This window comes from Acidovorax sp. (genome assembly GCF_046339755.1).
Classification (GTDB): domain Bacteria; phylum Pseudomonadota; class Gammaproteobacteria; order Burkholderiales; family Burkholderiaceae_C; genus Acidovorax.
The window spans coordinates 1-18,082 of sequence record NZ_JBKDTZ010000014.1; the positions used below are offsets into that span (position 1 = coordinate 1).

Annotated in this window: 15 protein-coding genes; 1 reads left to right on the forward strand and 14 read right to left on the reverse strand. The window is 65.9% G+C overall.

The window, feature by feature from the left end; genetic code table 11:
• Positions 1–71 precede the first annotated feature (71 nt).
• The 8 genes from ACK59X_RS01405 to ACK59X_RS01440 all read right to left on the reverse strand — a co-directional run bounded on the left by ACK59X_RS01405 (position 72) and on the right by ACK59X_RS01440 (position 9,149).
• Entirely contained in the window at positions 72–587 is a 516-nt protein-coding gene (locus ACK59X_RS01405; protein ID WP_409954656.1) for a response regulator, read from the reverse strand.
• Positions 584–1,879: an HD domain-containing phosphohydrolase gene (locus ACK59X_RS01410; RefSeq protein WP_409954657.1), complete on the reverse strand. Its 1,296-nt coding sequence runs from the start codon at positions 1,877–1,879 to the stop codon at positions 584–586. The genes ACK59X_RS01405 and ACK59X_RS01410 overlap by 4 nt, the downstream gene beginning before the upstream one ends.
• Entirely contained in the window at positions 1,876–2,772 is an 897-nt protein-coding gene (locus ACK59X_RS01415) for an ATP-binding protein (protein ID WP_409954658.1), read from the reverse strand. Before ACK59X_RS01415 ends, ACK59X_RS01410 begins: the two co-directional genes overlap by 4 nt.
• Before the next feature lie 9 nt (positions 2,773–2,781).
• Complete coding sequence (locus ACK59X_RS01420; RefSeq protein WP_409954659.1) at positions 2,782–3,633, reverse strand: HDOD domain-containing protein; 852 nt, start codon at positions 3,631–3,633, stop codon at positions 2,782–2,784.
• Positions 3,630–3,761 carry a hypothetical protein gene (locus ACK59X_RS01425; RefSeq protein ID WP_409954660.1) on the reverse strand — a complete coding sequence of 44 codons (132 nt, stop codon included), beginning with the start codon at positions 3,759–3,761 and terminating at the stop codon, positions 3,630–3,632. The genes ACK59X_RS01420 and ACK59X_RS01425 overlap by 4 nt, the downstream gene beginning before the upstream one ends.
• Positions 3,758–6,595 (reverse strand): EAL domain-containing protein, encoded by a 2,838-nt coding sequence (locus tag ACK59X_RS01430; protein ID WP_409954661.1) that lies wholly within the window; start codon positions 6,593–6,595, stop codon positions 3,758–3,760. Before ACK59X_RS01430 ends, ACK59X_RS01425 begins: the two co-directional genes overlap by 4 nt.
• Positions 6,596–6,763: 168 nt before the next feature.
• Positions 6,764–8,218 (reverse strand): PLP-dependent aminotransferase family protein, encoded by a 1,455-nt coding sequence (locus ACK59X_RS01435; RefSeq protein WP_409954662.1) that lies wholly within the window; start codon positions 8,216–8,218, stop codon positions 6,764–6,766.
• Positions 8,219–8,804: 586 nt separating this feature from the next.
• Positions 8,805–9,149, reverse strand: a complete 345-nt coding sequence (locus ACK59X_RS01440; protein ID WP_409954663.1) for a hypothetical protein — start codon at positions 9,147–9,149, stop codon at positions 8,805–8,807.
• Between the two features lie 681 nt (positions 9,150–9,830).
• On the opposite strand from ACK59X_RS01440, the gene ACK59X_RS01445 reads away from it, so the two are divergent.
• Entirely contained in the window at positions 9,831–11,453 is a 1,623-nt protein-coding gene (locus ACK59X_RS01445) for a PAS domain-containing protein (protein WP_409954664.1), read from the forward strand.
• A 211-nt stretch (positions 11,454–11,664) separates the two neighbouring features.
• Here the strand turns inward: ACK59X_RS01445 and ACK59X_RS01450 are convergent, their stop codons facing one another.
• The 6 genes from ACK59X_RS01450 to ACK59X_RS01475 all read right to left on the reverse strand — a co-directional run bounded on the left by ACK59X_RS01450 (position 11,665) and on the right by ACK59X_RS01475 (position 17,799).
• Positions 11,665–12,471 carry a TolC family protein gene (locus ACK59X_RS01450; RefSeq protein ID WP_409954665.1) on the reverse strand — a complete coding sequence of 269 codons (807 nt, stop codon included), beginning with the start codon at positions 12,469–12,471 and terminating at the stop codon, positions 11,665–11,667.
• A gap of 21 nt (positions 12,472–12,492) precedes the next feature.
• A complete protein-coding gene (locus ACK59X_RS01455; RefSeq protein WP_409954666.1) occupies positions 12,493–13,095 on the reverse strand; it encodes a TolC family protein in 603 nt (200 codons plus the stop codon).
• Between the two features lie 5 nt (positions 13,096–13,100).
• On the reverse strand, positions 13,101–15,095 hold the full coding sequence (locus tag ACK59X_RS01460; protein WP_409954667.1) for a MacB family efflux pump subunit: 1,995 nt from the start codon (positions 15,093–15,095) through the stop codon (positions 13,101–13,103).
• Between the two features lie 14 nt (positions 15,096–15,109).
• Positions 15,110–16,321 carry an efflux RND transporter periplasmic adaptor subunit gene (locus tag ACK59X_RS01465; RefSeq protein ID WP_409954668.1) on the reverse strand — a complete coding sequence of 404 codons (1,212 nt, stop codon included), beginning with the start codon at positions 16,319–16,321 and terminating at the stop codon, positions 15,110–15,112.
• 57 nt (positions 16,322–16,378) lie between these two features.
• The gene (locus ACK59X_RS01470) at positions 16,379–17,071 is read right to left on the reverse strand and encodes a TetR/AcrR family transcriptional regulator (RefSeq protein WP_409954669.1); all 693 of its coding nucleotides are present in this window, start codon (positions 17,069–17,071) and stop codon (positions 16,379–16,381) included.
• A 128-nt stretch (positions 17,072–17,199) separates the two neighbouring features.
• Positions 17,200–17,799, reverse strand: coding sequence for a DUF2939 domain-containing protein (locus tag ACK59X_RS01475; protein WP_409954670.1), 600 nt, complete (start codon positions 17,797–17,799; stop codon positions 17,200–17,202).
• Positions 17,800–18,082: the final 283 nt, after the last annotated feature.

Here is an 18,082-nt window from a genome sequence, read left to right on the forward strand (position 1 = left end):
CCTCGCCCAGGAGTCAACGCCGCTGCGAACAAGTTCTGCAATGGAGTTGCGGCGTCTGCTCTGAGGCGTATTCATAACTCGCCCGGTCGCGTCATTAAATCGCCGGGCATCAACACCTCGCCGTTCGGACCCCAATCGACCTGCGTGATGCCCGGCTCCAGCGCTTCAAGCCGTCTGCGTTCCAATTCGTATGCGCTCGGTGTCGCGCAAGGGTCGAACGCCAGCGCGGCATGCAGGTCAGCCACCAACTGCTGTTCGCTCCAAGGCTTCGGGATGTAGCGGAAGACCCCCGCACGATTCACTGCGGCCAGCACGGTGGCGAAGTCGGCAGCGGCGCTGAGCATCATGCGCACCGCGCGAGGGTCGAGGTCCCTGGCGCGGGAGAGCAATGTCACGCCGTCCAGCTGCGGCATGCGGTAGTCGCTGATCAGCACGTCGAAACGCTGCTGCTGCATGCGTTGCAGTGCGAGCAACGGATCGGAGAAAATTTCCACGCTGAGCTGCTGCGGCTTGAAATGTAACTGCAGCAAACGGCGCAAGGCGTGCAGCACCGGCGCTTCGTCATCGATGATCAGCAAACGCTTCATGGGGTCACCTCCTGGGGCAGTTGCACGGCCAGCGTCAGCGACAGGCCATGTTTGAGTTCGAAGGCACGGATGCGGCCGATGAGATCCTCGGTCAGCCGCTGGCCGACCGACAGCAGCAGAACACCCTCCGGCGACACAAAATCCTGTGTCAGCGTATGGCCGGGGCGCAGCTCCGCGGTGGGCAGGCGCAGCGCCGCAACGGTCGGCTTGGGGGGCGCAGCCGCGAACAGTCCCGCGAAGGCATCGACCACACCCGGGTCGAACCGGCTGCCACGCCCGGCGATCACCGCGCGGCGCGCTTCCAGCGGGCTCAGGACCTGACCGTCGATGCGGCCGCTGCACAGGTCCTCAAAGGTGTCGGCCACCGCCAAGATGCGGGCGCCAATTGGGATCGCGGTGCCGCGCAGGCCATCGGGAAAGCCTTGTCCATCCCAGCGCTCGTGGTGGGCGCGAATCAGCGGTGCGACGCCCTGCATGTCGTCGCTGGCCAGCAAGGCCTGTTCTCCGAGAACAGGATGCAGCTGGTAGCGCCGCAGTTCATCCCGGTCGAGCCGCCCCACCGGTCGCGACAGCACGGTGTCGCTCAGACCGATATGGCCGATGTCGTGCAACAGCGCGGCAATCGCCAGATTGTGTGCGGTCTCGGCATCCAGCGCCATCGCGCGCGCAATGCGCCGCGCCAGGTCGGCGACTTGTCGCGCATGTCCAACCTGGGCGCTGCCACGCAGCTCGATCAGCGCAGTGAAGGCCTTGATGGACGTGAGGTAGTTGCGCTTGACTTTGTCGTTGGCGGTGGCCAGCTCACCGGTGCGTACGGCGACGCGGGCCTCCAGCCCTTCGTTCAGCGCCTTGAGCTCTTCGTTTTGCTGTTGCGTCAGCCGCTCCAGTGCCTGCTTGTCGGCGTCCAGTTGCTGGATCTGTGCGACCTGGCTCATTGTCAGCACCAGTTCGTCGTCGTTCCAGGGTTTGGTGATGTAGCGGTGCAACCAACCGCGGTTGATGGCGGCGATGGTCGAGCCCAGATCGGCCTGGCCTGTCAGCAGCAGCCGTGCGACATGCGGCCACCCCAGGCGGACCTTTTCGAGCAACTGCACGCCGTCCATGCCAGGCATCCGCATGTCCGACAGCACGGCGTTGACGGGCTCAAGGGCGAGCAAGGCCAGCGCCTCTTGCGCACTCCCGGCCGTCAGGATGCGCCAGCCCGTCGCGCGGAACAGCCGCCGCAGCGCGGCCAGGATGTTGGGCTCATCGTCGACGGCAAGCACCGTCCAGGTCGGGGTGGCGACGCTCATTCCGCACCTCCTTCACTGCCCGGGCGCCGCACCGGCAGCGTGACGCGAAAGCACGAGCCGCGGCCCGGTTCGCTGCGCACGTCGATGCGGCCATGGTGCTTTTGCACGATGCCGTAGGCCAGCGACAGGCCCAGGCCGGTGCCGCGGCCCACCGGCTTGGTGGTGAAGAAGGGGTCGAAGACACGCTCCAGGTGTTCGGGGGCGATGCCGCAGCCGTTGTCCTCGACCTCGACCCATACCTCGTCCCCGGCGTCGCCGCTGCGTACGACGATGAGACCGCGTTCCGGGCCGAACGCATGGGCTGCATTCACGAGCAGATTCAGAAACACCTGGTTCAACTCCGACGGCAGGCATTCGATGTCGGGCAAGGCGCCATACTCGCGGCGGACATCGGCACGGTACTTGATTTCGTTGGCAACGATGTTCAGCGTCGAGTCGATGCCCTGGTGCAGTGAGGCCCAGGCCCACTCCTGGTGGGTATCGACACGCGAGAAGTCCTTCAGGTCCTGGACGATCTTGCGCACGCGCGACAGGCCTTCTTTCGACTCGCCCATCAGCATGGGGATGTCCTGCTTCAGGTAATCGAGTTCGACCCGCTCACGCAAGGCCGCAAGCCGCGTTGCGATGGCGCTGCTGGCCAGCGCCGATTCGGCCTGCTCATAGGCTTCGAGCATCTCGAACAGCCGCTGCAGATAGGCTTCGAGCGTGCCGAAGTTCGAGAACACGTAGCCGATCGGGTTGTTGATTTCGTGTGCCACGCCGGCGGCGAGCTGCCCGATCGACGCCAGTCGTTCGGACTGCAGCAACTGGTTCTGCGCGCTGCGCAGGCTTTCGTTCAGAGAACGCAGCTCCTGGTTGGCGCGCTGCAACGCGATGAGTTCGGAATCAGACATGGTTTTCCTTCAGTGAAACAGCGCCTGGCAGACGGTTTCGAACTGCGCTTCGGCGTGCGCAAACACCCGCATGCACGCCGCGTCGTCCAGACCACAGGCGGTCCAGACCGGCAGCGCCAACGCCGGCACCGCCTCGTCGGCATCGCTGGCCAGACCAAGGGCGTGAGCGATGGCATCGCCCACATGCGCGATGCCCGTCAGCGTGAGCTCTTCGGCGGCGGGCGGTACGTGGTGTTGGCTGATGGCATCGACGATGGCGGGCGCGAAATTCCATTGCCGCGCGATCAGCCCGCCGATCTCGGCGTGATCGATACCGAGCACGGCGTGCTCGGCATCACCAACGGTGCAATCCCTGTCATGCCGCCATCGCTCGACTTCGGCATAGGCCGGCGCAAACGCGTTGGCCAGCGCCAGCCGGCCGATGTCGTGCAACAGCCCGACCGTGAACGCGACATCCGCGTCGTCGCGCCGCAGTTCACCGGCCAGTGCCTGGGCACACAGGGCACTGCCGAGCGAGTGGCGCCAGAAAGTGGTCTGGTCGAAGCCGGGGTGGCGCCGGAAGCTGCCGGCCAGGCCCGCGGCCGTGACCGCGCCGCGTACCGTGCGCAGACCCAGCAGGGTGATTGCCTCGGGCACCGAGCGAACCTGCCGGCCGCGACCGTAGAACGACGAGTTGGCCAGCCGCAGTATCTTGGCGGCCAGCGCCTGGTCGCGCGAAATCTTCGCTGCGTACTGTGTGGCGCTGAGTTCCTCGTGGCCGAGCGACTCGACCAGTTCGAGCACGACCGAAGGCAGCGGGGGAAGATCGCGCGGCGCGGCGAGCAGCTCGTCACGGGAGATCGGCCGGATGGACGTGCTCATTGCTTGAACTCCTGGCGGTAGCGCTGCACGAGGTGCAACAGCGGATGCACGCGCCCGTCACGCAGGCTGTGGCGAAACAGGTGCGTTGGCACCACCGGTGGTGTGTCGGGGGTCGATGTATGGGTCATTTCGATGCTCCTGCTTGCGGCAGCAGCACCAACAGGCGGCCGCGCGCATTGCCAATCAAAAGCCGGCTCATGGCCCACCAGCGGCGGCCGGCCAGCGTGAACAAGATGGATTCCCCGTCCAGAGCCCTCTGCAGGTTGGGTGGCAGGTGCTCGGTTGCAGCGCCGCCGAGAAATCCGCCACCCAGCCCGCACAGCGCCTGGGCCGGCGCGTTGGCGAAGACCAGCAGTCCCTCGTCGTCGACGCCGAGTACAGGCACCGGCACGGCATCCAGCAGTTCCTGCGCGGCCTCCCGACTGCCGACCTCACGCTGGTTCTGCTCGCGCTGTGCACTCAAAAGCGTCTGCAGCCGCTGGTTCAGCTCGGCCAGGTCTCGGTTGGCAGTCTGCACCTCCCGGTCAAGACGGCGGTTGTGGTCTGCCATCTCCTTCAACGTGAAGGCCTCTCGCAGGTGAGCGCGCAGCTCTGCGTCGTCCCAGGGCTTGGCGAGAAACTTGTAGATCGCCCCCTCGTTGATGGCGTCGGTGATCGACTGCAGCTCGGTGTAGCCCGACAGCACCAGCCGTATCGTCTCCGGGTACAGCTGCTTGGCCCGGCGCAGCAGCTCAACGCCGGTCATGCCAGGCATGCGCTGGTCGGACAGGATCACGTCGATCTCGTGCCGCGCCATCAGCTGCAGCGCCTGCTCGGCACTGGTTGCGCTGAGAACCAGCCAGCCTTCGGCGCGCAGCAGCCGACGCAGCGCCGCAAGAACGTTCTCTTCGTCGTCGACCAGCAGCAAGGTGCGCTGCCGCGAACGTCGGCCAAAAAGTGCCGTGTCGATCTGCCGTCCATCGCGCAGCATGCCTTCGACCGCTGCAGCCGGCAGTGCAGCGCTGAACCAGTAGCCCTGCATCTGGTCGCACTGATTGGCCGCAAGCAGGGCCGCCTGGCCTTCACTTTCGACACCTTCGGCGAGCACCTTCATCTGCAGCTGGTGGGCCATCGTGATGATGGCGCGCGTGATCGACACATCTTCTGCGGGAGCGGTGACGTCTGGCACCAGCGAGCGGTCGATCTTGACCACATCGACGGGCAGCCGGCGCAGGTAGCTCAGGCTCGAGTAGCCGGTGCCGAAGTCGTCGAGCGAGACCTCGACACCCAGCGCGCGCAGCGCCTGCAGGTGTTGCACCGCCTGATCGAAGTTGTTGATCAGTATGCTCTCGGTGACCTCGACGCCGAATAGCCGCGGGTCCAGGCCGCTTGCAGCGAGCAAGCCTTCGATGCGCCGCGCCAGGTCCGGCTGCACCAGTTGGCGCGCCGACAGATTGGCCGCCATGCGCTGCGGTGGCAGCCCGGCACGCTGCCAGGCCGCAGCCTGCTCGATGGCGCGGCGCAGCACCCAGTTGCCGATGGCGACGATCAATCCGGTCTCTTCGGCGATCGGGATGAAGCGATCCGGCGCGATATGGCCCATTGTGGGGTGCTGCCAGCGCAGCAAGGCCTCGACGCCGACGATGCGGCCTTGCACCAGGTCGACCTGCGGCTGGTAGTGCAGTTCAAGCTGCTCGTCGCGCAGCGCCTGGCGCAGCGCGGTCTCCAGCGCCAGCCGTTGGGGGTCGTCGTCCTGCGGCGTGCCGGCATACACGCTGATCTGGTTGCGGCCCAACAACCTGGCCTGGTGCAGCGCTGCATTGGCGCGTCGCAACAGGGTCTCGGCGCTGTCGCCATCGGCAGGTGCCGCTGCGATGCCGATGCTGCAGGTCAGGTGGATCTCCTGCCCCTCGATCGTCATCGGTTGCGCAATACCGTCGAGCAGCGCTTGAGCCGTGAGCAAGGCCTCTGCCGAAGTGCCCACCAGCACGATCACGAACTCATCACCGCCGCGGCGCGCCACCAGATCGACGCTGCGCACACCAGCGACGATGCGCTGTGCCACTTCGCGCAGCGCCGCGTCGCCGATGTGCAGGCCAAGACCGTCGTTGATGCGCTTGAAGCGGTCGAGCTCCAGCACCAGCACGGCTGTCTGGGCGCCGGCCTGCAGGGTCGCGCCCAGGCGCTCGGAGAGCAGTTGGCGGTTCGGCAAACCGGTCAGTTCATCGAACAGCAGCAATTGCCGGATACGTCGTTCGGCGGCACGGCGTTCGCGCAGGTCGTCGATGCAGACATGGCCGAAGGACGTGTCACCGCTCGTCACCAGGCTGGCGGAGACATCGACCGGAATCTCATAGCCCTCATGGTGGCGCAAGCGGGTCTCGAACCGCAAGGAGCCACATTCGCACAGTTCACGCCAGCGCTGAGGCCACTGCGCCTCGTCGACCTGGGGGGCGATGTCTGGCACCCGCAGCCGCAGCAGCTCAGCACGCTCGATGCCCAGCAGCCGGCAAGCGGCCGCGTTGGCATCGTGAAAGGCACCGTCGGGCCCGATCTGAAGCAGCGCGTCGTTGGCCTGTTCAACGGCATGGCGGGTCAGCAGCAACTGGTGCTGCGCCTGCTCGCGCTCGCTCACGTCGCGCGCAGAGGGGATCAGCCAGACCACCCGACCCTCCAGGTCGTAGAGCGGCAGCAGCGAGAAGTCCATGGACAAGGTGTCGCCGCTGCTCGTGACCACCCGTATGTCAAAGCGCGAGGTCTCGCCGCGCAATGCGCTGGCCAGCGCCTGCTGCAGCCTCTGCCGCGATACCTCGCAGCCTTGCCACCACGGGGTGGTGTCGAATCGCTGGCCGAGCACTTGCTCGGGCGCACTGCCTATGGCCCGCAATGCCGCTTGGTTGGCATAGCGCAGCACGCCATCGACGTCGAGCAGCCCGGCGAAGATGGACGGGCCCAACCGATCCATCACCTCGTGCAGCGTCATCTGCGGGCCCGCTGGCGAGGGGCTTGCCGCCAGGAGAGCCAGCGCGGCATCGTGGTGCGGTGCACCTGGGAGGGATTGCTCTTTTGACATGCAGCCAGTTTGTCAGGCAAGCCCCGCCTGCGGCATGTGCAGTTGCTGGCCTGGACGACCGGATCAGATCGACAGTCGCTAGGCGGCAGCGTCGCGCGGAGCGTCGTCAATCAGCCTTGCCAGCGTACGCATGGCGCGCTCCAGCGTCTCGCTCCAGGGCTGCCCGCAGGTCAACCGGATATGGTGCCGAAACTCCGCTTGCGCCGAGAACATCGGCCCCGGGGCCAGGCTGATCTGCTGTGCCAGTGCGGCCGCGTGCAGGGCCATTGCATCCACCCCGGTGGGCAACTCGACCCACACGAAATAACCTCCAGCCGGCCGTACGACCCGGGTTCCGTCTGGAAAGGACCGGTTCACGGCGTCGAATACGCTGTCGCGCTGCGCCTGCAGCGATAGGCGCAGGCTTCGCAGGTGGCGGTCATAACCACCTTCCTGGAGGTATGCTGCCAGCGCCGCCTGCACCGGAATGGACCCAGACAGGCTCGTCGTCAACTTCAGCCGTTCGACTTCGCGCGTGAAACTGCCAGGCGTGGCCCAGCCGACGCGGTAACCCGGAGCCAGGCACTTGGAGAACGACGAGCAGTGCAGCACCAGTCCACGGCGGTCGAAGGCCTTGGCCGGCAGCGGCGCCACCTTGCCTTCGTAGAGCTCCGAGTAGACGTCGTCCTCGATCAACGGCACATCGTGCCGGGCAAGCAGATCGACGAGGTCACGCTTCTTCGCTTCTGGCATGAGGCTGCCCAGAGGGTTCTGGAAGGTCGTCATCAGCCAGCAGGCTTTCGGGCGGTGGAGTTCGATCACCTGCGCCAGGCGACCGAGATCAATGCCCTCGCGCACGTGGGTCGGCACTTCGATGGCGCGCAAGCCCAGACGCTGCAGCGCCTGCAGCGCCACGTAGAAGGTCGGGGACTCGACCACCACCGCGTCGCCTGGCCGCGCAACCGCGTTGAGGCACAGATTGAGTGCCTCCATCGCGCCATGGGTGAGCACGATCTCGTCGGTGGCCACGGCAAAGCCCTGGCGCAGATAGCGTTTTGCAATCTCGCGCTTGAGCTGCAGATTGCCCGGTGGCAGGTCTTCGACCATGCGCCAAGGGTCGACCCGCCGCATGCTGGAGATGAGCGCTCGGCGCATCTGATCGAGCGGAAACAGGGTCGGGCTCAGGAACGCAGAACCCAACGGCACGATATTGCGCATCCGCGCAGTGCCCAGGCACGCGAAGATCAGGTCATTGATCTCGACAGGCTGCGATCCGGATTGCGGCTGCGACGTTGTTGGCTCCGGCAGCAACGTGCCGCTGGCGCGCGCGGCAACAAAATAGCCCGACCGTGGCACTGCCCGTACCAGGCCACGGGATTCGAGCAGGTAATAGGCCTGGAACACCGTACTCGGGCTCAAGCCGCGGCTGGAACAGGTCTGGCGCACGGAAGGCAGGCGGTCTCCCGGACGGAGAACTCCACGATCAATCTGCTGCTCGAGTTCTCGGGCCAGAAGTTCGTACCTGGTGGACGCGGCGTTCGGGCGATTGGGCATGGTGTTGGCACCGCGCCTCGGTCGACTGCCGGCTGGAGGCATGGCGTTCTTGCAGTTTAGGCCTTCTGCAGAGCGATGCAAGCGTCGGGACAGGGCCGCGTGACCCGTAGCGGCCTGATGAAGGTGGGCGGCCAAGTCCAAGTCGAGGCCACGGTATGTTCATTGGACGGCTTAAACCGAACGTGCCATGGGGCTGGACGAATGGCTGTGCAGTCCCCTTGGCGCAGCGCGACCCCAATGTCCAGATAGTTCTGAGATGCCCGGAACAAGTCTCTGAATAGCTGCAACCGCTGCAACGCGGCTACATAAGTTAGCGGCGAAAAGTCGGCTTTGGGCCCAAAGCTGCAGTTCGCTCTTGCCCCAGAGCAACCATGAAGAGAGCCGTCGTAGATAGCGCAAAACCGCGTGATTTCACACCCCGGCATCGGCTTGAGAGCGGGATAAGATTGCCCTGAGAAGCATCGCTGCCGACAGCACTAGTGCCAACGGCGATAGCTCAGGCTCGCCCGCAAAGGAACAGGGCTCAAGCGCAAGGATTGAGTTGCTGGCGCCCACATATGCAGCGAATTTGGCGAAAGTTTCCACTTCAGGAGAATTTATGAAGCAAGTCTTTGCCACTTTTGCGCTGTGCATGCCTGTTCTTGCTCAGTCGGGCGAACTTTCGATTTCCTGCATTGGGGCTGAAACGAATTCTTGCCCGGTAGCTGTCGATGTGACACTGGATCGAGAGCGGCTTATTGCTAAATTTGCCCAGAAAGATTCCAGCGGCAACCATGCCATCGGCATACTTGGTTGGTGTGGTGACGCAATCAGCGGCCGCGGTCGATGGGATTCCGATGGGGGATGCGGGACCACGGGAAAATTTCGGGTTCTCAATGGCGAACTGACCAAACAGCAACTGGCAGACGGCACGATGCAGTTCGAGATTCACACAATCATGGCTATGTGCAGCAGCTCAAACTCTGAACGGTGCTCGGTAGTTCCCAGACCTGCTCTCCGTCAACCAACTCAGTAGCCGAAGACATCCCCGATACCCAGGCACGTGTCTCTTGAGTTCTGGGCGGCACGGATGTTTACGCCAACGCAGCCATCCGACTGCGCGCGGAGTCTCTGGATGAGGGCTGCTGGCCGATGGCTGCCATCGTATCAGCGGCAGTCACGGGCCCAAAGCTGACTTTGCTTCAGCTAGCCTTGGGCCCGCTGTGCAGCGTCTGAAGTCAGTCGCCGGCTTCACTTGTGCTCGCGCTGAATGCAGCGAAGCGACTGTTGGGTGCTTCGACTTTCCCGGCCCGAGTGGCGCTGGAGAAGGTACTGCTGCCATATCGTTTCGCGACCCCACTGGTACCGCGCAACCGACCGCTTCTCAGCAACTTAGACTGACGGTTTCGACCCGCAGCGGTCGGTGGCAGCCAAAGAAAAGCAGTCGCCCAACGTTGATTGCAGTCATTCAGGTTCGACGGGCTGAGCAACTGCTTCGATCATGACTTGCCCCTCACAACTCGTCAGTGGCTTATGGTACAAGCCTGCCCAAAACCCCTGCCATACTTGATCTGGTGCGGTTGATTTTCCTGTCCGTTGGCTTCACCTGACCCCCCTTTTGCGACAGCCTTGCATGCCTACCACTCTCACGCCGTCCGCAAAACTACTGCAACTGCTGCCCGAGGCGGTGGTGCAGACCGATGCGCTGTGGGAGATCACTTACCTGAATCCGGCGTGGACAACGCTCACCGGCCATTCGGTGGAGGCAGCGCTCGGCAGGTCTCTGCTTGAATTTGTGCATCCCGGCGACATCGGCACCATGCGCTCGGGCATGCCGGTGTTTCGGCTGCGATTTGCCGACGCGGACTATCGCTGGGTGCGTCTGGAATTCCACCCGGAGACGGATGCGGCGCAACGGGTGATCAGCCGCCAGGGTGTCCTGATCGAGATCACCGAGGTCACCGAGCAAGTGCTGGTGGAGATTCGCCAGCGCTTTTTGCGCTTACTGGAAACCATTGATGGCGTAGTTTGGGAAGCTGAAATCGGCGTGGGCAATACTTTCCTGAGCCCGCAGGTCGAACGGTTGTTCGGTTACTCCGTGGAGGAGTGGCGGGCTGACCCGGGCTTTTGGCGGGCGCATGTGCATCCCGATGATCTAGCGCAGGCCCTGCTTATCGATGATGCCGCCTACAACGCGACGCACAGCTATGCCTACGAGATGAGTTATCGGCTGATTGCAAAATCCGGCAAGGTCGTGTGGGTGCGCGATCTGTGCCGTGCAGTGGTCGAGCCGGGGCGGCCGAACCGCATGATCGGCCTGATGATCGACGTCACCCAGCAGAAGAACACCGAACTTGAGTTGTTGCGCTCCGAAAACCGCTATTCGCTGGCGACCCTCGGATCCAATGACGGCATCTGGTACTGGGACTTGCGAACTGACGCCCTGCATGTGTCCGGGCGCTTTCACCAGATCGTCGGGCTGGGTAGCGTCGATCATGTACACGACGGTGGCTGGAGCTTTCTGGAGCAACTCATCGATCCCGAAGATCGCGTGCGCGTGCAGGCGGCCTACCGCAGGCATCTGGCGGGGAACAGCCCGAACTTTTCGGTGGATTTCCGCGCGTTCCACGCGGCTGGACGGCTGGTGTGGGTCAATTGGCGCGGGCTCGCCGAGTTTGAAGACGGCGTTGCGGTGCGCATGGCGGGCTCGTTGAGCGATCTGGCTGACCGTGGCAGTTCCTACGATGCGCTGACCAGCTTGCCCGGCCGGCCGTTGTTCCGTGATCGCCTCGCGAATCTCATGGCGCTGCACCAGAACGAGGCTGCGAATGGTGATGGCGTGCCAACACGCGATGGAACCACCATGTTCGCCGTGCTGCTGCTGGATCTCAATGGGTTCAAAGCCGTCAATGACAACTACGGGCATCATGTGGGCGACCGGCTGTTGCAGCAGGTGGCGCGGCGGCTCGAATCCTGTGTGCGGGCGGTTGATCTGGTCGCCCGCATGAGTGGCGACGAATTCAATGTGCTGTTGGAGTCCATTGATCCCGCTGAAGCCAGCAAGCGCGCTCAAGAGATCGCCGCCGCCCTCGCAGCGCCTTATGTGGTCGGCGAACACACCGTGATCAGTGGCGCGAGTATTGGACTTGTCAGCAGTGCATCCAGGCTGGCAACGGTGGACGACTACCTGCGCGCCGCAGACACCGCAATGTACCAGGCCAAAAGCCAGTCATCGGGCGTGTGCGTGTTTCAATAAAAGGTGTCAGAGACGTCGCAACGATTGGACGCCGCCTTCACCGAATGACTCAGTTCCGCCTGAAGCGGCCGTCGACTTTTCACTCCCCAAATGGCAGCTCTTGGCCGATACCGGAAGTCTAGGGCCTGTTGACCCTAATTTCGGGGATCGCGTTGCCCGGCCTGGGTGTGCTGGATGCAGGGCGCCCGTGCGCAGCAAGGTGTGCACCTTATCAGACTTGGCCCGGCACCACCCCGCCCCCCAGCACCCGGTACACCACTGCCAGCGCATTCAATTGAGCCAGCCGATTCTCCCGCACCGCCAGCTCGGCCGCACGCCTGCGTTCCTGCGCGTCCAGCCAGGTGCGCAGGCCGCTTGATCCTGCCCGGTAGCGCACCTCGTACAGGCGCTCGGCCTCGCGGGCGGCGGTCAGTTGCAGAGCCAGTTGCTCGCCCTGGCGCAGCAGCTGGGTGCGGGCCGACAAGGCGTTTTCCACGTCGGCGAACGCGGTGTACAGGGTTTGGCGGAAGTTGGTGACGGCCTCTTCGTACTGGGCGGCGGCGAGTTGGCCCGAGAGCTTCATCTCCTGCGCGCGCAAAAAGGGCAGGGTGAGGCCTGCGCCCAGGGTGGCCACGGGGTTGGAGAGCAGGCGAAGCAGTGAGCCGCTCGACGTGCCGAGCTCGCCCGTGAGGCTGAGCGCGGGGTAGTAGCTGGCGCGGGTGGCGTCGCCGGTGGCGAGCACATTGCGCAGGCGGGCCTCGGCGGCGCGCAGGTCGGGGCGGCGCGCCAGCAGCGCGGCGGGGGCATCGGCGTCCACAGGGGGCAGTGCGGCTTCGGGCAGGCGCTCGGGCTCGGCAGGCAGCACCTGGGCCAGCGTGGCGGCACCGGGCGGCGCGTTCATGAGCACGGCGATGGCGTTGCGGGTCTCCACGCGCTGCTGCTCGAGCTGGGCCAGGGTGGCGCGCTGGCTGGCGACGGTCTGCTCGGCCTCGCGCAGCTCCAGGGCCGATACGGAGCCCGCGGCGGACTGCGCGCGCACCAGTTGCTGCGTGCGCAGGGCCTAGGCCAGGCTGTCGTTGCTGCTGGCCGTGCGCTGGTTCAGATTGGCCAGTTGCCAGTACAGGCCCGCCGCGGTGCCGGCCAGGGCCTGGGCGGCGGCCTCGCGGTCTTCGGTGGTGGCGCGGGCCGTCCACTCGGCCGCATCGCGCGTGCTGGCCACGCGGCCCCACAGGTCCACCTCGTAGCTGGCCGACAGCGATGCGCCGCTGCTGCGCGCGGTGGCGTTGCCGTCACCGCCTTCGAGCCGGCGCGATGCGCTGTTGGACAGGCGGCCCGCCACGGTGGGCGCCAGCGCCGTGGCCGCGATGCCGGCCTGCAGTTGCGCCTGGCGCACGCGCAGCGCGGCGGCGGCCAGGTCGTTGTTGCGGGCCCGGGCGGTCTCGACCACCTGGGTGAGCGCGGGGTCGCCGAACTGGCGCCACCACTGCTCGGGGATCTGGGCGGTGGCCGCCGTTGCGGCCTGTTGCTGCTCCCACGCGGCAGGCACGGTGGCATCGGGTGGCTGGTAGGCGGTGCGTGTGCTGGCGCAGCCGGCCAGCAGCAGGGCCAGCGCCAGCAGAGTGAAGGATGGGTGCTTGGCGGTCACGTGAAATCGGTCCTTCATGTTCATCAGTCGCGGGCGAGCGCGTCAATCGGGTTCAGCCGCGCCGCGCTGCGCGCCGGCAAAAAGCCGAAGACCACGCCGATCAGCGTGGAGCAGGCGAACGCCCACACCATGGAGCTGGTGGAAAAGGCCAGCGGCACCACCGGCGCCAGGCTGGTGACCAGCGCGCCCAGGCCGAGTGCGATGGCGATGCCCAGGGCGCCGCCCAGCAGGCAGACCAGCACCGCCTCGATGAGGAACTGCTGCTGTATGTCGCCCTGGCGCGCGCCCACGGCCATGCGCACGCCGATCTCGCGGGTGCGCTCGGTGACGGAGACGAGCATGATGTTCATCACCCCGATGCCGCCCACCATGAGCGAGATGACGGCGATGGCGGCGACCAGCAGGGTGAGGGTCTGCGTGGTGGTCTCGATGGTCTGGCGGATGCTGTCGGTGTTGAGCACGTAGAAGTCCTCACGGCCGTGGCGCGACTTGAGCAGCTGGTTGATGCCTTGCTCGGCCGCGGCCATGGGTGCGGTGTCGGCCACGCGCACGGTGATGCTGCGCAGGTAGTTCTGCCCCACGATGCGGCCCATGGCCGTGGTGTAGGGCACCCACACGTTCAGCGCCTCGCTGTTGCCGAAGGCGTTCTCGCTCTTGGCGGCCACGCCGATCACGCGCACCGGCACGCTGCCCAGCAGCACCACTTCGCCCACGGGGTTGGCCACGTTGGGGAAGAGCTTGGCGCGGGTGTTGTCGTCGATCACCGCGACCTGCTGGCGCTCCTGCACGGCGCTGGCGTCGAACACCGTGCCCTGCGCGAGCTTGACGGCCTTGACGCGGAAGTACTGCGCGCCCACGCCGTTGACGGTGCCGGTGAGCTCCACGTTGCGCCAGCGCAAGCGCGCCACGGCGTTGAGGTTGGGCGTGACGCTGTCCACATACGGCTGGGCGGCCAGGGCGTCGGCATCGGCCGGCACCAGGGTGCGCACGGCGGCCGAGCGCACGTCGCCGAAGCCCGAGCCCGACAACAACTCGATGGTGTTGGTGCCGATGGAGCTGATGTCGGCCAGAACCTTCTTTTGCGTACCCGCGCCCAGCGCCACCACCGACACCACCGAGGCGATGCCGATGACGATGCCCAGCATGGTGAGGACGGTGCGCAGCCGGTGTGCGTTCATGGCCAGCAAAGCCATGTGGAAGGCCTCGCGGAAGCGGTCGCCAAAGGCCGACATGCGCGCGAAGAGCCCCGTGGGCGCGCGGCTGGCGGGGCGGGGCGCTGCCGTGGTGGCGCCGGCCGCGCCTTCGCGCCGCGTGTCGCCCACGATGGCGCCGTCGCGGATCTCGATCACGCGCTGGGCGTGCGCGGCCACGCCCATGTCGTGCGTGACGAGGATGACGGTGTGGCCCTCGGCATGCAGCTCTTCGAGGATCTTCATCACCTCGGCGCCGGAATGCGTGTCCAGCGCGCCGGTGGGCTCGTCGGCCAGGATCACGCGGCCGCCATTCATCAGCGCGCGGGCGATGGAGACGCGCTGCTGCTGCCCGCCCGAGAGCTTGCCCGGCGTGTGGTGCATGCGTTCATCCAGCCCCAGGCGCGCAAGCAGCGCGGCCGAGCGCTCGTGCCGCTGCGTGCGCGTGCGCCCGGCGTACACGGCAGGCACCTCCACATTGCCCTGGGCCGTGAGGTCCGACAGCAGGTGGTAGCGCTGGAAGATGAAGCCGAAGTGCTCGCGCCGCAGTTCGGCCAGTTCGTCGGGCGAGAGCTGCCCGGTCTCGCGCCCCTCCACGCGGTAGCTGCCGCGCGTGGGCGAGTCCAGGCAGCCCAGGATGTTCATCAGCGTGGACTTGCCCGAGCCCGACTGCCCGACGATGGCCACCATCTCGCCGGCGTGGATGGAGAGGTTCACATCCTTGAGCACGGCCAGCACCTGGTCGCCGGCCGGGAACTCGCGCGTCACGCCGCGGATGTCGAGCAGGGGTGTGGTGGCCTGGCCCAGGTTCGGGTCGCGTGGTGCCATCGGTGCGCCCCCGCTCACTGCCGTGGCGGGCCGCCGCGCATACGGCCCGGGTTGGTGGCCGATGGGGCCGTGGCGGCGTCGCCCAGCACCACCTTCTCACCGGCGGCCAGGCCTTCGGTGATCTGGGCGTTGACGTTGTTGTTCAGGCCGACCTTGACCTGCCGCGGCGCGGCGTTGCCGGCGGCATCGACCACGCGCACGGGGTAGGTGCCATCGGCATTGCGCGCGCCCAGCGCGGCCGAGGGAATGGTGACCACGCCCTTGGCCTCGGCCCGCACGATGTAGACCTGGGCCGTCATGGAGATGCGCAGCTTGCCCTCGGGGTTGGGCGCGTCGAACAAACCGTTGTAGTAGATGGCGGTGGCCGTGGCGTTGCTGGTGGCGGCGGCACTGGAGAGGGACGACTCGGTGGCGATGGAGTCGGGCGCGGGCTCCACCGCGCGCAGCGTGGCCTGGTAGCGCTGGTCGGGCTCGCCCAGGATGGTGAAATACACCTTCTGCCCGGGCTTGACGCGGGTCACGTCGGCCTCGGAGATCTGGGCCTTCACGGTCATGGTGTCTACCTTGGCCAGCTTGATGATGGTGGGCGCGGCCTGGTTGGCGTTGACGGTCTGCCCCTCCTGCGCGACCAGGGCCACCACCTGGCCGTCGATGGGCGCGACGATGCGCGTGTAGCCCAGGTTCACCTTGGCCGTGTCGGCGGCAATGGCGGCCTGCTGCATCTGCGCCTTGAGGGCATCGATGTCGGCCAGCGTGGTGCGGTAGGTGGCCTCGGCCGCCTCCAGGTCGGCCTGGGGGCCGGCGTCGGCCGCGCGCAGCTGCTGCTGGCGCTTGTAAGCCAGCTCCACCTGCGACAGCGAGGCCTGGCGCGCGCGCAGGTTGGCCTGCGCCGTGGCCAGCGCGGCTTCGGAATTGCGCACCGTGTTCTGCTGCGTCATGGAGTCGATCTCGGCCACCAGTTGGCCGGCCTTGACGTTGTCGCCCAGCGCGACTTTCAGCGACTTGATCTGCCCCGACACCTGCGCGCCCACGCTCACCTGCTTGAAGGCCTGCAGCGTGCCGCTGGCCAGCACCGTGTCCTCCAGGTCACCGGTGGCGGCCGTGGCGGTGATGAAGTTGTTGGCCGGCTTGGCAGGGAAGAACTGCCACTTCACGAGGGCAGCGGCAGCGGCCAGCGCCAGGACGGCAAGGCCGATGCGCAGGGGTGTTTTCTTGGAAAGGGGCATGGTCGGTCAATCAGTCGGTCAATCAGTCAGTCAGTCAGATGGTCCGTGGAAGAGGGGTCAGCGCGTGCTGCGCTTGCGGGGTGTGGTGGCGTAGGTTGTGGCGGCGGCAGGCGGTGCATCGCCAAAGTGCCGGGGCGCCACCGGGTCGCAGAACGGCAGGTTGCTTACCGCGCGGATGGAGCGCGCCATCTGCGCGGCCACCTGCTCGGTGGTGAAAGCCTGGCCGTCGCGCACCGCGGCGCGGCTGATGGTCTCGTCCACCGTGCGCACCGCGCCCATCACGGCGGCAGCGCACAGGCGCACTTCGAAATCATGGTGCGAGAGGCCCAGCCGGTCGCCGATGAGGGTCGCCATCTCTTCCTCGCCATCATGGTACGAATGCAGCCAGATGGAGCGCAGGTCGGGCTCGTCGGGCAGCGCGGCAATCAGGCGCACCACCAGCAGCATATCGGCGATCTCCTCGCCGGTGTGCCTGTCCAGCGCGAACTGGTCGGCCAGGTAGGCCTCCAGCGGCAGTTGGTGCGGCCAGCAGCGCAGCTCGCGCGCAAAGCGCTGCCAGGTCTGCGCGAACAGGGGCGCCACACAGCTCTCCTTGTTGCGAAAGTAGCGCCACACGGTGCGCTCCGAAATGCCGGCCGCGGCGGCAATGTCACTGCCGCTGGTGGCGGCCACGCCCTGGTCTGCAAACAGGCGCGCGGCTGTCCGTGCGACGGCGAGTCGGGACTCTTCGGATCGGGAGATGGATGTCATTTGCTGCCATTTTATTGGCAGTAAATGACATATTTAAAGCAAGGCCATGCGAGACGAGTGGGTGTTGTGCCCGAGGAAAGGGTCTGGCAGGCGGGCGGGCCCGCGCCGTATGCCTGCCATGGCCGTCGTCAGTCCGCCCCGGGCTTGTCCAGCAGCGTGCCGTTGATGGCCACCATCTTCCACGTCAGCAAGCCGTAGCGGTTGAACACAAAGCCCACCTCGCGGCCCTCGGAACTCACGTGCACGGTGGACCAGTTGCGGTAGTTCACCTGAAAGTGCGGCTTCCTGGCGTTGTCATTGCCGTTGCTTTTGTTGTTGCCGCTGCCTGCGCCGGTGGATGGGGAGGCACCCGTGGCAGCACTGCCTTGCAGCAGCCTCACCACGCCCGACGGTGAGACCATGGCGTCCACGGCCTGGTTGAGCATGCCCTTCACGAAGGTCTGCGCCAGGCTGGCAAAGGGGTTGTCGTCGGGCACGCCCCGGGTCTTCATCTCGGCATCCATGCGGGCGGTCAGCAGCTCCTTGACCGAGTCGCGCAGCAGAACGAAGTCCACGAACTCGGAGACCCTGGCGGGGTCTTTGTCGCGCACGGCGTTGGACAGGGAGTGGAGGGCCCAGTAGGGCGAGGCATAGAGCGTGGCGCCGGCTGCTATGGCGATGGCTGCTGCTGCGAGGGGCAGGGGGCTTTTCTTGTTTTTTGGTGGTGCCGAGACTGTCGTTGGGGTCATGGTTTTCGACCCTCTCTCTGTGGTTGGTTGTTGTTGGTTCCTGGCTTCAACGTGTGGTTGGGGTTTGGGGGTTTACTGTTTTTTTTGATGGCGGTTGCACCGGCCCCGTTGATCTTCGGGTTCGTTTCAGCGGCATGCCTTTGCTGAGTGCGGAGGCCGGGATGTGCGCCCGGCGGCGCAGTAACTTTCTCTTGGGCCGCTGTATAGACCGGGGACATAGGAAACAGGTGTGCCAGGACATACGAAACACATCCCGCTCAATTGGAGATGGTTTTGTAGTCCG